At 64.0% G+C, this 15071-nt stretch carries 17 protein-coding genes and 1 pseudogene; 6 read left to right on the top strand and 12 right to left on the bottom strand.

Annotated elements, in window-relative coordinates; translation table 11 throughout:
- Nucleotides 1–71: 71 nt before the first annotated feature.
- The 4 genes and pseudogenes from RFM68_RS19890 to RFM68_RS19875 form a co-directional block, all read right to left on the bottom strand.
- Nucleotides 72–989, bottom strand: coding sequence for an NAD(P)-dependent oxidoreductase (locus RFM68_RS19890; protein ID WP_320234704.1), 918 nt, complete (start codon nt 987–989; stop codon nt 72–74).
- Nucleotides 986–2200, bottom strand: a complete 1215-nt coding sequence (locus RFM68_RS19885; RefSeq protein ID WP_320234703.1) for a mandelate racemase/muconate lactonizing enzyme family protein — start codon at nt 2198–2200, stop codon at nt 986–988. Before RFM68_RS19885 ends, RFM68_RS19890 begins: the two co-directional genes overlap by 4 nt.
- Nucleotides 2197–3813 (bottom strand): GMC family oxidoreductase, encoded by a 1617-nt coding sequence (locus RFM68_RS19880; RefSeq protein WP_320234702.1) that lies wholly within the window; start codon nt 3811–3813, stop codon nt 2197–2199. Before RFM68_RS19880 ends, RFM68_RS19885 begins: the two co-directional genes overlap by 4 nt.
- 110 nt (nt 3814–3923) lie before the next feature.
- Nucleotides 3924–4299: pseudogene (locus RFM68_RS19875) on the bottom strand (VOC family protein).
- Between the two features lie 142 nt (nt 4300–4441).
- Between RFM68_RS19875 and RFM68_RS19870 the strand changes: the two are divergent.
- A complete protein-coding gene (locus tag RFM68_RS19870) occupies nt 4442–4837 on the top strand; it encodes an acyl-CoA thioesterase (protein ID WP_320217521.1) in 396 nt (131 codons plus the stop codon).
- Nucleotides 4838–4984: 147 nt separating this feature from the next.
- Nucleotides 4985–5167, top strand: a complete 183-nt coding sequence (locus tag RFM68_RS19865; protein ID WP_320234701.1) for a hypothetical protein — start codon at nt 4985–4987, stop codon at nt 5165–5167.
- 169 nt (nt 5168–5336) lie between these two features.
- On the opposite strand, the gene RFM68_RS19860 is transcribed toward RFM68_RS19865, so the two are convergent.
- Nucleotides 5337–5705 carry a winged helix-turn-helix transcriptional regulator gene (locus RFM68_RS19860; protein WP_320234700.1) on the bottom strand — a complete coding sequence of 123 codons (369 nt, stop codon included), beginning with the start codon at nt 5703–5705 and terminating at the stop codon, nt 5337–5339.
- 90 nt (nt 5706–5795) lie between these two features.
- Between RFM68_RS19860 and RFM68_RS19855 the strand changes: the two genes are divergently transcribed.
- Entirely contained in the window at nt 5796–6401 is a 606-nt protein-coding gene (locus RFM68_RS19855) for an NADPH-dependent FMN reductase (RefSeq protein ID WP_320234699.1), read from the top strand.
- 47 nt (nt 6402–6448) lie between these two features.
- Here the strand turns inward: RFM68_RS19855 and RFM68_RS19850 are convergent, their stop codons facing one another.
- Entirely contained in the window at nt 6449–6841 is a 393-nt protein-coding gene (locus RFM68_RS19850) for a winged helix-turn-helix transcriptional regulator (protein WP_320234698.1), read from the bottom strand.
- A 97-nt stretch (nt 6842–6938) separates the two neighbouring features.
- Between RFM68_RS19850 and RFM68_RS19845 the strand changes: the two genes are divergently transcribed.
- Nucleotides 6939–7919: a quinone oxidoreductase family protein gene (locus RFM68_RS19845; protein WP_320234697.1), complete on the top strand. Its 981-nt coding sequence runs from the start codon at nt 6939–6941 to the stop codon at nt 7917–7919.
- Between the two features lie 38 nt (nt 7920–7957).
- Nucleotides 7958–8113, top strand: coding sequence for a hypothetical protein (locus tag RFM68_RS19840; protein WP_320234696.1), 156 nt, complete (start codon nt 7958–7960; stop codon nt 8111–8113).
- Between the two features lie 38 nt (nt 8114–8151).
- On the opposite strand, the gene RFM68_RS19835 is transcribed toward RFM68_RS19840, so the two are convergent.
- The 3 genes from RFM68_RS19835 to RFM68_RS19825 all read right to left on the bottom strand — a co-directional run bounded on the left by RFM68_RS19835 (nt 8152) and on the right by RFM68_RS19825 (nt 11086).
- Complete coding sequence (locus RFM68_RS19835; protein WP_320234695.1) at nt 8152–8658, bottom strand: hypothetical protein; 507 nt, start codon at nt 8656–8658, stop codon at nt 8152–8154.
- A gap of 127 nt (nt 8659–8785) precedes the next feature.
- Entirely contained in the window at nt 8786–10096 is a 1311-nt protein-coding gene (locus RFM68_RS19830) for a hemolysin family protein (RefSeq protein ID WP_320234694.1), read from the bottom strand.
- Nucleotides 10097–10171: 75 nt separating this feature from the next.
- Nucleotides 10172–11086, bottom strand: a complete 915-nt coding sequence (locus tag RFM68_RS19825; protein WP_320234693.1) for a LysR family transcriptional regulator — start codon at nt 11084–11086, stop codon at nt 10172–10174.
- A gap of 122 nt (nt 11087–11208) precedes the next feature.
- Between RFM68_RS19825 and RFM68_RS19820 the strand changes: the two genes are divergently transcribed.
- Entirely contained in the window at nt 11209–12231 is a 1023-nt protein-coding gene (locus RFM68_RS19820) for a zinc-dependent alcohol dehydrogenase family protein (RefSeq protein WP_320234692.1), read from the top strand.
- A 15-nt stretch (nt 12232–12246) separates the two neighbouring features.
- On the opposite strand, the gene RFM68_RS19815 is transcribed toward RFM68_RS19820, so the two are convergent.
- The 3 genes from RFM68_RS19815 to RFM68_RS19805 form a co-directional block, all read right to left on the bottom strand.
- Entirely contained in the window at nt 12247–12954 is a 708-nt protein-coding gene (locus tag RFM68_RS19815) for an LssY C-terminal domain-containing protein (protein WP_320234691.1), read from the bottom strand.
- A gap of 65 nt (nt 12955–13019) precedes the next feature.
- Nucleotides 13020–13844: an extensin-like domain-containing protein gene (locus RFM68_RS19810; RefSeq protein ID WP_320234690.1), complete on the bottom strand. Its 825-nt coding sequence runs from the start codon at nt 13842–13844 to the stop codon at nt 13020–13022.
- Between the two features lie 165 nt (nt 13845–14009).
- Nucleotides 14010–15053 (bottom strand): extensin-like domain-containing protein, encoded by a 1044-nt coding sequence (locus tag RFM68_RS19805; protein WP_430694893.1) that lies wholly within the window; start codon nt 15051–15053, stop codon nt 14010–14012.
- Nucleotides 15054–15071: the final 18 nt, after the last annotated feature.

Below are 15071 nucleotides of genomic sequence, written 5' to 3'. Positions count from 1 at the left end.
TTCAACTGGCTGAGGGTTCGATTCAGCCGGTGCAGTCAGGTGATTGAAACAGCTGGGTAAATGTTTGCCGGTTATAGTTCGAGCTTGGCGGGAAAGCCCGGCGCGCGAAGCTCCACGCCGACTTCATCCTCCAGCAGCTTGACGATCTGGGTCGACCAGGCGTCGCCGCCATAGGCGCGCTTGCCCTCTTCGAAGATCGCGTTGACGCGAGACGCCAGATCGAGCGGCGCGCCGAAATCCCTGCCCATGGTCAGCGCGAAGCCGAGGTCCTTGAGCGCCAGGTCCATGGTGAAGCCGATGTCGTATGAGCCGTTGAGGATGAGCTGGCTTTCGGTCTCATGGACGAAGCTGTTGCCGGAAGAAGCGACGATGGCATGGTAGGCTTGGGCGAGGTCGAGCCCGCCCTGCTTGGCCAGCATCAGCGCCTCGCCGGCGGCGACCAGATGGATGAAGGCGAGCATATTGGTAATGACCTTGATCACCGCCGCCGAACCGACCGGGCCCATCAGGAACGACTTCGCGCACATCGCCTCGATTGCCGGCCGGTGCCGCTCGTAGAGCGCCGCATCGCCGCCGACGAGAGCGGTGATCCTGCCCGCGGCCGCCAGATGCACGCCGCCGGTGACCGGGCATTCGAGCGTCTCCATGCCCTTTGCCGAAGCGAGTGCGGCAAGCCGCAGTATCTCGTCGCGGCCATTGGTCGACATCTCGATCCAGGTGCCGCCCGTGGGCAGACCGTGAAGCAGTCCGTCGGGGCCGGTGAGTACCGCTTCGCTGACCTTTGGCGAGGGCAGGCAGGTGATCGCATTGCCGGCGCGGGCGGCGGCTTCGGCCGGGCTGGTCGCCGCCGTCGCGCCGAGCGCGACAAGGCTCTCGACCGCCGCCGGGTCGCGGTCGAAGACGGTGACGGCAAAGCCGTTGCGCAGCAGGCTGGCGGCAAGGTTGGCGCCGAGATGGCCAAGGCCGATGAAGGCGTAAGCGAGGGTCACGGCATCAACGGCGTCTGCATCATCTGCAGATGCAGGTCCTTGCCGCTATAGGGATGCGCGTCGCAGACGTCCTCGTTGAGCTCGACGCCGAGGCCGGGCTCCTTCGACGGGATGACGTTGCCGTCCTGCCATTCGATCTTCTTCTTGAGCAGCGTGGCGTGAAAGCCGTCCCACTGCTTCAGCGATTCCAGGATGAGGAAGTTGGGCAGCGTCACCGCGAGCTGGATGTTTGCGGCGCCGACGATCGGGCCGCAATAGCAGTGCGGCGCCACCTGGATATGATAGGCCTCGGCCATGGCGGCGATCTTCTTGGTCTCCAGAATGCCGCCGGAGCGGCCGAGATCCGGCTGTAGGATGGTCGCGGCGCGGTGCTCGATGACGCGGGCGAATTCGGACTTCGTCGTCAGCCGTTCGCCGGTGGCGATCGGGATCGAGGTCGCGCGGGCGACCTGCGCCATCACCTCCGGCATATCGGGCGGCACCGGCTCCTCGAACCACAGAGGATCGTAGGGCTCGATGGCGCGCGCCATGCGCAGCGCGCCGGACGCGGTGAACTGGCCATGCGTGCCGAACAATATGTCGGCGCGGGTGCCTACAGCTTCCCGGATCGCCTTGATCATGCGGGTCGAGACATCGATGTCGATCAGCCGTGGCTGGTGACCGTCAAAGGCGGTGTAGGGGCCGGCCGGATCGAGCTTGACGGCATTGAAACCTTGCTCGACATATTCGAGCGCGCAGGCGGCAGCCAAGTCGGGATCGTTGTAGACATTCTTGCCGCTTGGCGCGTCCTCGGAATGGACGCTGCCGGTATGCGGGTAGAGATAGGTGTAGGAGCGCAGCGTCTGGTGCACCTGGCCACCGAGCAGCTTATAGACCGGCTTGTTGGCCTCCTTGCCGACAATGTCCCAACAGGCCATTTCCAGCGCCGAGAAGCAGCCCATCCCGGAGACGTCGGGGCGCTGGGTGAAGCCGGAGGAATAGGCGCGGCGGAAGAAATTCTCGATGTCGTGCGGATCGCGGCCGACGAGATAGCGCTCGGCCATGTCCTCGATCATCTTCGCGGTGACATGCGCCGAGAAGGTGGCGTTGTAGGCCTCGCCATAGCCCACCACGCCGCTATCGGTGGTGAGCTTGACGAAGATGAAATACTTGCCGCCGATGCCGGGCGGCGGATTGCCGACGACCCAGGTTTTGACGTCGGTGATCTTCATTTGTGATCCTCCAGAACCAGTTCGGCGCCTTTCCATCCGGTGAGGATCGAGGCGGCATTGGTGTTGCCCGTGATGTTGTCGGGGAAAATTGAAGCGTCGATGACACGCAGCGCTTCCAGCCCATGAACCTTCAGCCGTGGATCGACGACGGTGCGCGTGGCGTCTGGCCCCATGCGGCAGGTCGAGACCGGATGATAGACGGTGCCCGAGCGTTTCCTGAAATCCTGGATCAGATCGGCGTCCGAGTGGACCGACGGGCCGGGCAGCACCTCTTCCTCGATGATCTCGGCCATGGCCGGCATCGAGGCGATCTTGCGCACGAACTTCACCGCCGCCAGCATTTCGTCGACATCGGCATTGGTCGAATAGGCGTTGGGCGCGATCTTCGGATAGTCGCGCGGGTCCTTCGAGCGGATCATGATCTCGCCGCGGCTCGACGGGCGGCAGTTGGACAGGCCGATCGAGAAGCCCGGCCACGGATCGGGCGTCAGGATCGGACGCTCGCCGCTCTTTGGAATGACAGTCGAGAAGGCCTGGAAATAGAGCTGCATGTTCGGCCGCGTCATCGACGGGTGGGTGCGGAAGAAGCCGCCGGCATTGTTCATCGACAGCGACAGCGGACCCGAACGCAGCAGGATGTATTGCATGCCGACCAGAAGCTTGCCCCACCAGGGCCGCAAGATCTGGTTCAGCGTCGGCAGCTTGCCCTTGAAGGTGTAGTTGACACCGACGTGGTCCTGCAAATTGGCGCCGACATTGTCGTTGGCGTGGACGACCGGGATGCCGAGGTCGCCGAGCAATGCGGACGGACCGACACCGGAAAGCTGAAGCAACTGCGGCGAGTTGACCGAGCCGCCCGAAAGAATCACCTCGCGGCCCGCGCGGACAGTTTTCTTCTCGCCGTTCTGCTCATATTCGACACCGACGGCGCGCTTGCCTTCGAACAGGATTCTCGTCGCCAGCGCGTTGGTCTCGACATGGAGGTTGCCGCGCTTCATCGCCGGCCGCAGGAAGGCGCGGGCGGTGGACATGCGGCGGCCGTTCTTCGTCGTGATCTGGTAGACACCGACACCTTCCTGAGAAGCGCCGTTGAAATCCGGGTTGAACGGCAGCCCGGCTTGCTGGGCGGCGGCGAGGTAGCGCTTGGTCAGCGGGTGCACCGCGTTCGTGCAGTCGGTGATGTGCAACGGCCCGCCGACGCCGCGCCACTGGTCGGCGCCGGCCGCATTGTCTTCCATCGCCTTGAAGGAGGGCAGGAGGTCGTCATAGCTCCAGCCGGGATTGCCGGCGGCGGCCCAGGCATCGAAATCCTCGCGCGCGCCGCGGATGAAGACCATCGCGTTGATCGAGCTCGAACCGCCGAGCAGCTTGCCGCGCGGCCAATGATCGGCGTTGCCGGCGAGGCCGGGATCCAACTCGGCCTTGTAGTTCCAGTTGACGGCCGGGTCGAAGAAGGTCTTGCCATAGCCGAGCGGCATCTGGACGTAGAAGCGCCGGTCGGTCCCGCCGGCCTCCAGCACCAGCACCGAGAAGCGGCCCGAAGCCGAAAGCTTGTCGGCAACGACCGAACCGGCCGAGCCGGAGCCGACGACGATGAAATCATAAGTCTGCATGATGGAAGGGCGGGCTCCGCAATTTGCAGCTTACCCTAGACACTGCCGGCTTGTGGCGTCGCCGTGGCTTCCGGCATGGCTTGTGAAAAAAGCGACCGGCGCCTTTTTGCTCAACCGACGGTATTGCCGCTTTTTCGAAAAGCACGGCTCGAAATCGATATCGGATTGTCACTGGGATCGCGGGCGTTGGCAAAGGCATAGCCGTCCGCCCTGTGCAGTGCGCCGAATTCCAGTCCTTTTCTTCGCGCTACCCGCGGCAAAGGCTTCGACATCCTCAACATCGAAGACCAATTTGACGGTCGATTGTCCCGTTTTCTGTCCTTTGGCCGCAAGGTGGAGCATGAGGCTTGCACCCCCGGCTGGATTGATCAGCTCGACAATCCTGTCGTCCTGTTCGCGGTAAGTTTTGAAGCTGAAGTGTCTTTCGTAAAAAGCCACCGCCACTTCGATGTTTCTCACGTAAAGGACGACGCGATTGAGCGGCAAAGCCAATTCCTTCCTGCACCAGGCGTTACGCGAACACAGCCTAGGATCGAAAGCTCCGGCTGTCAGCATTGCAGGACGCGTTGACGGGTGAGGGGAGCAACGCTACGGGATCAACACAATCAATACGAGAAGGAACTCCGGCATGGTGCATTACGCGGACGGAAAGCCGCTCGGCGATCTCACCTTGAGGACGCTCGCCATGCCGTCCGACGCCAATGCCGCCGGCGATATTTTCGGCGGCTGGGTGATGGCGCAGATGGATCTTGCCTGCGGCATCCGTGCCGCCGAGCGCGCCAAGGGCCGCGTGGTGACGGCGGCGGTCAAGGAGATGTCCTTCGCCAAAGCGATGAAGATCGGCGACACGCTATGCATCTACACGCATGTCGAGCGCGTCGGCCGCACCTCGATGGTGCTCAAGGTCGAGGCCTGGGCGCAGCGCTACCTTTCCGACCTGATGGAGAAGGTCACCCATGCCGATTTCGTCATGGTGGCGCTCGACGGCGAGGGCAAGCCGAAGCCGGTTCCGGCCGAGAGCTGACGCTCCGGCGGAGATCTGATGGGTTCCTGATTCTCCCAGGCTCGCGGTTTTGTAACAACGCCCGCGCGGCAGATGCGCCCCGCGACATCCAATGGTTGCCTTCACGCGCCACTTTCAGGGCGCGGGGGAAAGACAATGCGTCAACACATGCTGAACGGCTGGCTCGTGGCAGCTCTTATTGCTCTGGTCTGCCTGCTCGGCATAACGGCCTATGCCGAGGTCAAAACGGACCTTCCGCGCACCGCGAGTCTGGGTGGCAACGGGGACGCGGAGGGGCAAGGCGCGATTTGCGATCTCGCGCCTTGCGGCGACATCGCGCGAAACACCTGAATGACTGTCACGGCAAGGCGACTTTTGGCATAAGAGGTGAATGCGCGCCTGACCGGCTACAGTCCGATGCGATAAGATCCAAAGATTTTGAGGTGTTGCTGCGCGGCCTGCCTTGCGGCCGGCAGGCGCCTCGCCGCGAAAGCTCCGAGGTCCTTGCACGGCAAGGCTTTCAGGCCTGCAGGCCGTCGAATTTCGCGCGTGCTTCGCGGACCCGATTGGTGTTCTTGCGCGCCCATTCGCCGAGCGCGCCGACCGGCACCAGCAGCTCGTGGCCGAGTTCGGTCAGCTCGTAATCGACACGCGGCGGAATGGTCGGAAAAACCTTGCGCGTGACGAAGCCGTCGCGCTCCAGACCGCGCAAGGTGGTGGTCAGCATCTTCTGCGAAATGCCGCCGACGGCCGCGCGCAATTCGTTGAAGCGCATCGCCCCGCCGCCCAGCTTGCCGACGACGAGCACGGTCCATTTGTCGCCGACCCGTTGCAGGATTTCCGACACGGCCCGGCAGTCCTCGGTGTTGTGCGGGTGCCTCAGTAACAAAAACGTGCCTCCTTGCGCGCCGGTTTGTCAGTATCACATATAGCGCCGGTATCCAAACGATACCAGAAATTCCCGCAAGGAGAGCCCCTTATGTCCAAGCCCAAAATCGCCATTGTCGTCGGTTCGACGCGCGCTGCCCGCTTCGCTGACGTACCGACACAGTGGATCGCCAAGATCGCCAAGTCGCACGCCGATATCGATGTCGAGATCGTCGATCTGCGCGACTGGCCGCTGCCCTTCTTCGACGAGGTCGCTTCCTCCGCCTGGGCGCCGTCGCAGAATGAAGTGGCGCAGCGCTGGCAGAAGAAGGTCGCCGGGTTCGACGGCTTCATCTTCACCGCCGCCGAATACAATCATGGCCCGACCGCCGTCTTGAAGAACGCCATCGACTACGCCGCCAATGAGTGGAACAAGAAGCCGGCCGGCTTCGTCGGCTATGGCTCGGTCGGCGGCTCGCGCGCAGTCGAGCACCTTCGCCTGGCCGCCGTCGAATTGCAGATGGCGCCGGTCAAGTCGGCCGTGCATATCGCCTGGGGCGATTTCCTTGCGGTACGCCAGGGCGAGAAGAAGCTCGAGGACATCGAGCATCTGAACCAGTCAGCCGCGGCGCTGGTCAATGACGTCGCCTGGTGGGCCAAGGTGCTGAAGGCCGCGCGCGCCGCCGACGCGATCGCCAGCGAAGCCCAGGCCGCTTGAGCGACAAAGACATCATCCTCCCGAAGGGCGGCGCTTGCGCCGCCCTTTTAATTCGCGGAAGCCTCAGTGGTCGGCCTCGGCCTGATGATGCAATCGGCAAGATGCGCCCGCTCGTCCAGCTCGTCGGCGTGGTGCTGTCCCCATTGGCAAAGCGCCAGAAGGATAGGCTCGAGGCTAAGGCCGAGCGGCGTCGCGGCATATTCGACACGCGCCGGGATTTCCGCAAAAATCTTGCGGCTGACCAGCCCATGCTCCTCCATCTCGCGCAGCTGATCGATGAGCACCTTCTGGGTGATGCCGGGCATCAGCGCCTTGAGCGCCGAAAGCCGGCGCGGACCGTCGAACAGATAATAGAGGATCACCGCTTTCCAGCGCCCCGAGATCACCTTCAGCGCGCGTTCGGCCGGCAGCATAGGCAGTCGTTTGATCATGCGGGCCATGGTCACCTCCGAGTGTGCAGCGGACAAATCCGTGTGTAGCGACGACAGTGCAGATAGTGGCAAAGGGCGGCCGATGCCATAGCGATCGGAGCCTGCTATGAAAGCCATCCAGTTCAACCGTTTCGGCGGCCCGGAAGTATTGCAAGTCGTCGACCTTGCAACGCCCGTCGCGGCAGCCGGCGAGGTCCTGGTCAGGGTCGGAGCCGCCGGCATCAATTTCTTCGAAGTGCTGATGCGCGCCGATCGCTACGCGGTCACGCCGAGCCTGCCTTTATCTCCCGGCGTCGAGGTCGCCGGTACCGTCGAGGCGGTCGGCGAGGGCGTTGACCGGCGCCTGTTGCGGCAGCGCGTCGCCGCGCCGCTGTTCGTCTCGGCCCGGCCATTCGGCGGCTATGCCGAGTATGTGGCTATCGACGCCGGCCTCGTCATGCCTTTGCCGGATGCGCTCTCCTTTGAAGACGCGACCGCCTTGATGGTGCAGGGGGTGACGTCCCTGCATCTGCTGCGGCAAAGTCCGCCGGCCGGCAGGACGGTGCTGGTTCCGGCCGCCGCCGGTGGCGTCGGTTCACTGCTTGTACAACTTGCCAAAGGGCAGGGCGCGCGTCGCGTCATCGCGCTGGCCGGCGGCAAGGCCAAGCGCGATTTCGTCCTGTCGCTTGGCGCCGATGCGGCGATCGCCTCCAGCGAGGCGGACTGGCCGGCGCAAGTGCGCGAAGCGAGCGATGGCTCGGATGCCGAAATCGTCTACGACACCGTCGGCGGCGCGTTGACCAAGGAATTTCTCGACATCCTGGCGCCCGGCGGCGAGCTGGTGTTCGCGGCGCTTGGCCGGTTTCAATTGCCGGCCTCGGAGCTCGAAGCGTTGATCGGCCGCAATCAATCGCTCAAAGGCTTTGCCCTGCTGCCGCTTTTGTCTCCCGATAGTCTCAGGACAAGTCTCGCGCAGTTGTTCGACATGGCGGCGAGCGGCCGGCTGAAGGTGGCGATCGGTGGCTGCTTTCCGCTCGATGAGGCAAGCGAGGCGCATCGATTGCTCGAAGAGCGCCGCGCCATTGGCAAGGTCGTGCTGCTGCCCTGATCGGTGCCGTCGCCAGCGGCCTTCTGAAAGCATTCGTTGTGTTTGCTCACAACTTCGTGTCGGTCGGTCCAAGGCCGCGCCACACATATGCGGATGCGTTCCTGGTCATTATGGCGGCTTTCGTCTTCGCGACGGCGCTGGTTCCGTTCCTGCGCAACGGCACGCCGAAGGCGCCGCCGCCGGACGCGCATTGAGGCGAAGTTGAAGCTGCGGCTGCCAGATGCCGTCAGGTTCAAACGCCCGCGATCGCAAGAAGCCAAGCGAGGATGTTGAGCAACAGCAAAAGCAACGCTATCTGCAACGCCTGCCGCAGCCGCTGGATAATGCGCCAGTTGCCGACCATGTCTTCCTTGATGCGCAGGGCAAGCGCACGGTACATCGCCGACATCTTCGCTGGCCTATCGCCGTCCACATACTGATGAAGCAGTTCTTCCGGATCGAAGCGGAACGTGTATCTGTGATAGGGCCAAAGCATAAAGACGATGAGCCCGCCGATGGCGAACAGCAGGGCCACCGCGACCCAATCCCAAAGCCCAAGCCCGTCGGAAAGAGCCCTGCCGCCGAGCAACGAGTTTGCAAAAGCGGTGGCAAAGATAAGGCTGCCGGCGCGTGTGTTCATGTTCTCGACAACGTTCTGCTGATGATCGAGACCTCTGACCGCCTCCTTATAGATGAAGGCCAGACGAGGATCGTCGTCGACAGTTCGGTTGCTTTCTTCTTTGCCGAGGTGTTCGGCCATAGCGGATGCTCGTCGCCGCTTCAGGAGTGCGCCACCTTAACCCAAATCTTTCATCGTAAAAACTTACCTGTGGACCATCGCGTTCTCGGGCGGTCAGCAGGCGGTCGGAATCTGACTTTCGATGGCGTCAGCGCGCTACCGGGCGGTGGCCGTCGGCCAGGCGGGTGGCGATCAGCTTGTCGATGCGGCGGCCGTCGAGGTCGACCACCTCGAAGCGCCAGCCTTGCGCGTCGACGCATTCGCCGGTCGTCGGCAGATGATGCAAATGCGACAGCACATAGCCTGCGACGGTTTCGTAATCGCGGTTCTCGGGCAGGTCGATGCCCAGCACCTCGGCCATCTCGTCGGCCTGCATGTAGCCGGCGAGCAGCCAGGAGCCGTCCTCGCGCTTGACGGCGTTTTCCTCCTCGCCGGCCTCGAGGTCGGAGCGGAAGACGCCGGTGATGGCTTCGAGGATGTCGGCCGGCGTGACGATGCCTTCGAAATGGCCGTATTCGTCATGGACCAGCGCCATAGGCACGTCCGATTCCCTGAGCTTCTGCAGGACGTCGAGCGCGTCGGCCTGGTCATGCACGATGGGGGCGGCGCGCACATGCTGGCGCGGATCCAGCACCCTGCCGGCGAGAAGGGCGGCGAGAACGTCGCGCGTCTGGATGACGCCGACCATGGCGTCGACGTTGCCGTCGCCGACAGGCAGGCGCGAATGCTGTGTGTCCATCAACAGCTTTCGGACTACCGTCTCGTCGGACTGCAGGTTCAGCCAGTCGACCTCGGTGCGCGGCGACATCACGGCGCGCACGGCGCGGTCGCCAAGGCGCATGACGCCGGCAATCATGCGCCGCTCGTCGGATTCGATGGTGCCGTGATGCTCGGCCTCGGCGACCAGCATCTTGATCTCCTCGTCGGTGACCTTCTCTTCCGCCTCGCCGCTCTGGCCAAGCAGCCAGAGGATGGCGCGGCCGGAAAGGTCCAGCAGGAAGACGACCGGCGCCGACACGGTGGCAAGGATAGTCATCGCGGGCGCTGCCCTGACGGCGACGCGTTCCGGATCCTTCAGCGCGATCTGCTTCGGCACGAGCTCGCCGACGATCAGCGAAGCATAGGTGATCAAAGCAACGACGATGCCGACGCCGACAGGGTCGGCGATGTTTTCGCGGATGCCGGTCGACGCCAGATATTGCGCCAGCCGTTCGCCGAGCGTGGCGCCCGAGAACGCGCCCGAGAGAACACCGACCAGGGTAATGCCGATCTGCACCGACGACAGGAACTTGCCGGGGTTGGAGCCGAGCGCCAGCGCCCGGCCGGCGCCCTTGACGTTGCGGTCGATCATGGCCTTGAGGCGGGCCGGCCGCGACGAGACGATGGCAAGCTCCGACATCGACAAAAGGCCGTTCACCAAGATGAGGACGGCAACGACGGCGATTTCAACATAAAGCATGGGCGGTCAATAGCATTGCTGCAGTGCATTCGAAAATAGCCCGCCGTTATTTTTGGAAGATGACAGGCGCAGTGTTCAGGCGGCATCCCAAATCGGCGCCGAAAAATGCTTGACCAGCGCGTCGATAACCACGCGCACCTTGGGCGTCAGCGCGCGCGTGACGGGCCACACTGCATGGACGATGATGTGCTCCACCAGATAATCGGACAGGACCATTTCGAGTGCGCCGCGCCTCAGGCTCTGGCCGGCAAGCCAGGTCGGCAGGAAGGTGATGCCGCAGCCGGCGAGCGCGGCGTCCAGCATCGGTTCGCCGTGGCCGAGCACAAGCCGCGCCTTGGGCACGAAGGTCGTCAGATGTCCGGCGCCGTCGCGTATGGCCCACGGACGAACGATGCCTTCGCGCCCATAGCCGATGACGCTGTGCCGGGCGAGGTCGTCGATGGATTGCGGGCGGCCATGCTGTTCGAGATAGGCCGGAGATGCGCAGATCGCCGAGCGTTGGGCATAAAGGCGGCGTGCCGCGAGCGACAGGCTGTCGTCGAGGTCGCCCATGCGCACGGCAAGGTCGATGCCTTCCTCGATCAGGTCGACGCGCCGGTCATTGAAGGAGACCTCGATCGTCAGGTCGGGAAACCGGCTTGAGATGTCGAACAACACCGGCGCGACGCATCGGCGGCCGAAGGCGAGCGGCACATCGACCCGGAGCTTGCCCGATGGGATCTGCCGGCGCGAGGCGAGCTGCGCTTGCCCGGCCTCGATCTCGGCAAGCGCCCGCGCGCAGGCTTCGTAGTAGCTCACGCCTTCGCTGGTCGGGCTGAGGCTGCGCGTGGTGCGGTTGAGCAGGCGCACACCCAGCCGCTGCTCCAGTTGCGCGACCGACTTGCCAATCGCCGACTTCGTCACATGCAACCGCTCGCCGGCGCCGGTGAAGCTGCCGGCTTCGACGGCGTTGACGAATGCGACGACACCCTGGAGGTCGGCCGGATCCATTTCCATTCACCTATTGTAGATCTTAGCTCTTCAATCTGTCGCCAAATATCCCGCATTGCGGCACTATTTTCCATAGTCGGATCGCATAAATCTTTTGCCACCATCAAACAAGGAGCGCACGCATGGGCACCGACGGCAACAGATCCTGGCAAATGAGCGGGTTCGGCCTTTCGAAACTGAAGCCGGTGAACGGGGAGATACCCGATCCAGGCCCGTACGAGCTTCTGGTGCGGACCAGTGCCGTCTCGCTGAACTTCAAGGACAAGATGATCGTGGACGGCGTGCTGATCCCCGATCTTTCCTTCCCATTCGTGCCGACTTCGGACGCCGTGGGCGAGATCGTGGCGGTCGGCAGCGCGGTCAGCCGTTTCAAGGTCGGACAGCGGGTGCTGGGGCAGGTGATCGCCGACTGGCCGGACGGCGATGCGCCGGCGGTGCTCCACCAACACACGCTCGGCTCCTCGCTTTCAGGCATGCTGTCGGAGCATGTCATCTTCGGCGAGGACGCGGCGGTGCTGGCGCCGGCCCCACTCAACGATATTGAAGCCGCAACGCTGCCCATCGCGGCACTGACCGCCTGGTTCGCGATGGCGGAGGCGACAAAGCCGGTGCCGGGCCAGACCATCCTGATCCAGGGCACGGGCGGCGTGTCGCTGTTTGCCCTGCAATTCGCTGCCGCCTTCGGTCTGCGTGCCATCGTCACCTCGAGCAGCGACGAGAAGCTGGAGCGCGCCAGGGAGCTCGGCGCCTGGCAGACGATCAACTACCGCGCCCAGCCGGCCTGGGACGAAGCCGCTCGCGCCCTGACGGGCGGGCTCGGCGTGAACCACGTGCTGGAAATGGTCGGCGGCGACAATGCGCGGCTGTCGCTCAACGCTCTTGCCGCCGACGGCCGGCTTTCGATCATCGGCCTGCTCGGCGCGATGGAGATCAGCTTTCCGATCATCCCGTTCATGCGCAACCGCATCGTCGTCCAGGGCATTTCGGTCGGCCATCGGCGCGCGTTCGAGCGCATGAACCAGGCGATCGAGGCACTCGGCATCAAGCCGGTCATCGACAAGGTCTATCGCTTCGATGAGGTGCCGCGGGCACTCCAGCATCTGGAGGAAGGGCCGTTCGGCAAGATCGTGATCACGACAGCCTGACCGCCGTCGGCGCCGTCACTGCAGCGTCTTCAGCACGCCGATCACGACCATGCCGTCGGTGAAATAGGGATCGCCGCCGCCGTTGCGTCCCGTTCTGGTGGCGCCGATCCCGGGTATCTCGCTGGTTGACGCCAGCAAACCGGCGGCCTGGAGATCGCCGATCAGGAAGTTGCGCTCCGCATCGATGTCGGGGCCGATATGGTGGGTGACGGCGCCGGTGTCGTGGCTGAGGCCGACGCCACGATCGAAGCTCGCGGCGCCCAGCCAGAACGGGCGGCCGTCGTCGCCGACCGTGTCGGTCAGCCAGAAACGGACATGGTGGCGCCGGTCGGCGCTGTCGCCGACCGGCTTTTCGAAGGCAAGGTCCTGGGCGCGGCCCTCGAACAGCAGGCGGCTTATCGGGGCGTCCGGATAGGGGCGGGAAAACAACACGCTTTCGCCGATGTCGATCGCGGTCCGCAGCGTCACGGCGTCGGCCGTATCCCAGCCGGCGACGGCAAAGGCGTGGACGACTTCCTTTTCGGTGCCGACAAGACCGACATTGATCGGGTCGCCGGGAATGCCCTGCGGCGTATGCGTCACCATCTCGAAGGGCCGGGTGCGGAAGCCGCGCTCCCGCCACGTCCAGAAACCCGGCGCCGCGACATAGGCGAGTGTCAGGTAGAAGGCGCAAAACGCCGCCAGCCAGATCGCCGCGCGCCGCTTCAGGCTTCGCTCACCCACGACAAACCGCTCCCAAATCGATGCGCGACCATTTTATGAGGCGATGGTCGATTTGGGCAGGGCCACTAGCGGCAGGCGCGGTAGCCGCTTTTCCGGTTCTTGATGTCGAAATGAAAATGGTTGCGGTGGTCGTAATTGTAGCCCGGGCCGAGCACGGTGCTGAAATACTGGCAGCCGTCGGCGCGCACATTGTTGAGGAAGCCGCGGGTGCGGAAGGCGAACAGGCCGGGCTTGCGGACGTCGATGTCGTCGCCATTGTTGAGCTCGATGCTCATGACGTCGAGCGCGTTGCCCTTGCCGTGCTCGGACAGGACGCCTTCTCCGGCGATGTTGCGGCAGGAATAGCTCGAGCCCTGGTGGATCGCCTTGACGCCGGAGAAATAGCGCCAGCGGGCGGCCGGCTGCAGCTCGTTTTTCGTCCAGGCCGCGAATGTGGCGGCCATGTTGCAGGTCAGCGTCGCGGCCGGCTTCATCTCGACGCTGCCTATTGCCGAGACCTTCACCGGAAAATCGATGCCGCACTGGCCTTCATGGATCGGCTGGATGTCCTGATAGACGACGCCCATCCGCTTCAACTCGTTGCGGCAGTCGATCTCGCTGGCCGGCATCTGCTCGACCGGCGACATCGGCTCATCCATGCGCGGATAGGCGGCCTGGGTCATATAAGGGTTGGACGGGACAAGCCGCTGCATGCCCGAATATTGCGGCGCGTCGGGCACGGCGGCGGTCTGGCTGCCGACATCGACGGCCGGCTGCAGCGCAAAGACGTCGCCGGTCGTGCAGGCCGATATTGTCGCAACGGCAGCGCCTGCCACCGCCCCGACGATCGTGATGCGCGCACGCTTGTTCCGTCGCGCCAAGCCAAGCATGGCGCCAAGTCTTCCAGCCATCGAAAGGCATCCTGTCCCCAAGAGCCGATCCCTGTTGAGATCATGCTCCCGATGGCACAAGGTTAATCGTCAAGAGTAAAGGAAAGATCAGCGCCGGCATTCACGCTTGGGGCGGAATTGCGGCGCTGTTCTTGGCTGGAAGCGGCCAAGACTTCCAGGATTTACCTATTGGCAGAAAGTGCCGCCGTGGCGGCGCGGCTCCAGATCAAGATGGAAGTGCAGCGCGTGGTCGGGATCGCTGCCCGGACCAAGCACCGTCTTGAACGGCCCGCAGGCGGCCTTGCGCACCGCGTCGAGGAATTTCGCGTCCTTTTCGGGCGGGGTCGGGCCGATCTCGATCTTCCTCCCGTCCGACAAGGTGAAGCTGGCGATATCGAGCGCGTTGCCGAAGGCGTGTTCCGACAGTTTGCGCGTGCCGTTGCGCGGGCGGCAGACAAACGCCGAGGCCTGGTTGATCGATTTGAGGTCGGCGCCGAGTTCGGCATTCGCCACCGGCTGGACGGTGTCGGTCATGAAGCGGGCCGCGGCCTCGGCCATCTGGCAGTTGAGCTCGGTGTCGGGGCTGATGCCAATGGATTTGCCAAGTGTTTTCATGACGACCGGGTAGGGAATAGAGCAGCCGATCTCAGGATCGTGCTCAGCCTTGTGCTCCTCGAACTCGACGCCAAGCGCCTTGAGCTGCTCGCGGCACGCGATTTCTTCTGCCGGCATCTTGTCGGCCGGCATGTCGGCGGATCGCGGATCGGGAAGCATCGTCTGTTCACCGGCATCCGCCGGCTTCGCCGGTGGTTGCGGCGCGGTTTCCGGCGGCTCAGGCTCCTGTTCGGCGGGCTTCTCCGGTGGTGTGGGCACGATTTCCGGGGTCTGCGGCTCGGACCCCGTTTGCTTGGATTCAGCACCCTTCGAGCGCGGCGGATGGGCATCCCGCTTCGGGTGCGACTTCTCCTGATTGAGGAAGTCGTCATTGCTTTCCACGCGCGATTTGCTTTGCCCGGACTTGTCGGCGCCGTTCTCCATATCCTGGGGACGCGAGCCGGGAACCGGCGTCGCCACGGGTGTTTCCGGTACCGGAGCGGCGCTCTGGCTGGCCGGCGGCAGGTGTCTTTTATGCCGATGATGATGCTTGGCCGTGGCCGGCGTAACCACAAGTGCCGCGGCCGCCAAAGGCAGCGCCAGTCTGCAAAGTCGTGAAAGGCTCAGCGTTGCCATCGCCCGGAAACGGCGGTC

The organism is Mesorhizobium montanum (assembly GCF_033977145.1).
GTDB lineage: Bacteria > Pseudomonadota > Alphaproteobacteria > Rhizobiales > Rhizobiaceae > Mesorhizobium > Mesorhizobium montanum.
The sequence above is the reverse complement of the archived record's forward strand: the minus strand, read 5'-3'. Positions and strand labels throughout refer to the sequence as shown.

What these genes read in the sequence shown, in the direction of transcription:
- RFM68_RS19885 (WP_320234703.1), bottom strand. Translation starts at nt 2,200, where the DNA reads ATGAAGATCACCGACGTCAAAACCTGGGTCGTCGGCAATCCGCCGCCC.
- RFM68_RS19880 (WP_320234702.1), bottom strand. Translation starts at nt 3,813, where the DNA reads ATGCAGACTTATGATTTCATCGTCGTCGGCTCCGGCTCGGCCGGTTCG.
- RFM68_RS19870 (WP_320217521.1), top strand. Translation starts at nt 4,442, where the DNA reads ATGGTGCATTACGCGGACGGAAAGCCGCTCGGCGATCTCACCTTGAGG.
- RFM68_RS19865 (WP_320234701.1), top strand. Translation starts at nt 4,985, where the DNA reads ATGCTGAACGGCTGGCTCGTGGCAGCTCTTATTGCTCTGGTCTGCCTG.
- RFM68_RS19855 (WP_320234699.1), top strand. Translation starts at nt 5,796, where the DNA reads ATGTCCAAGCCCAAAATCGCCATTGTCGTCGGTTCGACGCGCGCTGCC.
- RFM68_RS19850 (WP_320234698.1), bottom strand. Translation starts at nt 6,841, where the DNA reads ATGGCCCGCATGATCAAACGACTGCCTATGCTGCCGGCCGAACGCGCG.
- RFM68_RS19845 (WP_320234697.1), top strand. Translation starts at nt 6,939, where the DNA reads ATGAAAGCCATCCAGTTCAACCGTTTCGGCGGCCCGGAAGTATTGCAA.
- RFM68_RS19835 (WP_320234695.1), bottom strand. Translation starts at nt 8,658, where the DNA reads ATGGCCGAACACCTCGGCAAAGAAGAAAGCAACCGAACTGTCGACGAC.
- RFM68_RS19830 (WP_320234694.1), bottom strand. Translation starts at nt 10,096, where the DNA reads ATGCTTTATGTTGAAATCGCCGTCGTTGCCGTCCTCATCTTGGTGAAC.
- RFM68_RS19825 (WP_320234693.1), bottom strand. Translation starts at nt 11,086, where the DNA reads ATGGATCCGGCCGACCTCCAGGGTGTCGTCGCATTCGTCAACGCCGTC.
- RFM68_RS19820 (WP_320234692.1), top strand. Translation starts at nt 11,209, where the DNA reads ATGGGCACCGACGGCAACAGATCCTGGCAAATGAGCGGGTTCGGCCTT.
- RFM68_RS19810 (WP_320234690.1), bottom strand. Translation starts at nt 13,844, where the DNA reads ATGGCTGGAAGACTTGGCGCCATGCTTGGCTTGGCGCGACGGAACAAG.
- RFM68_RS19805 (WP_430694893.1), bottom strand. Translation starts at nt 15,053, where the DNA reads ATGGCAACGCTGAGCCTTTCACGACTTTGCAGACTGGCGCTGCCTTTG.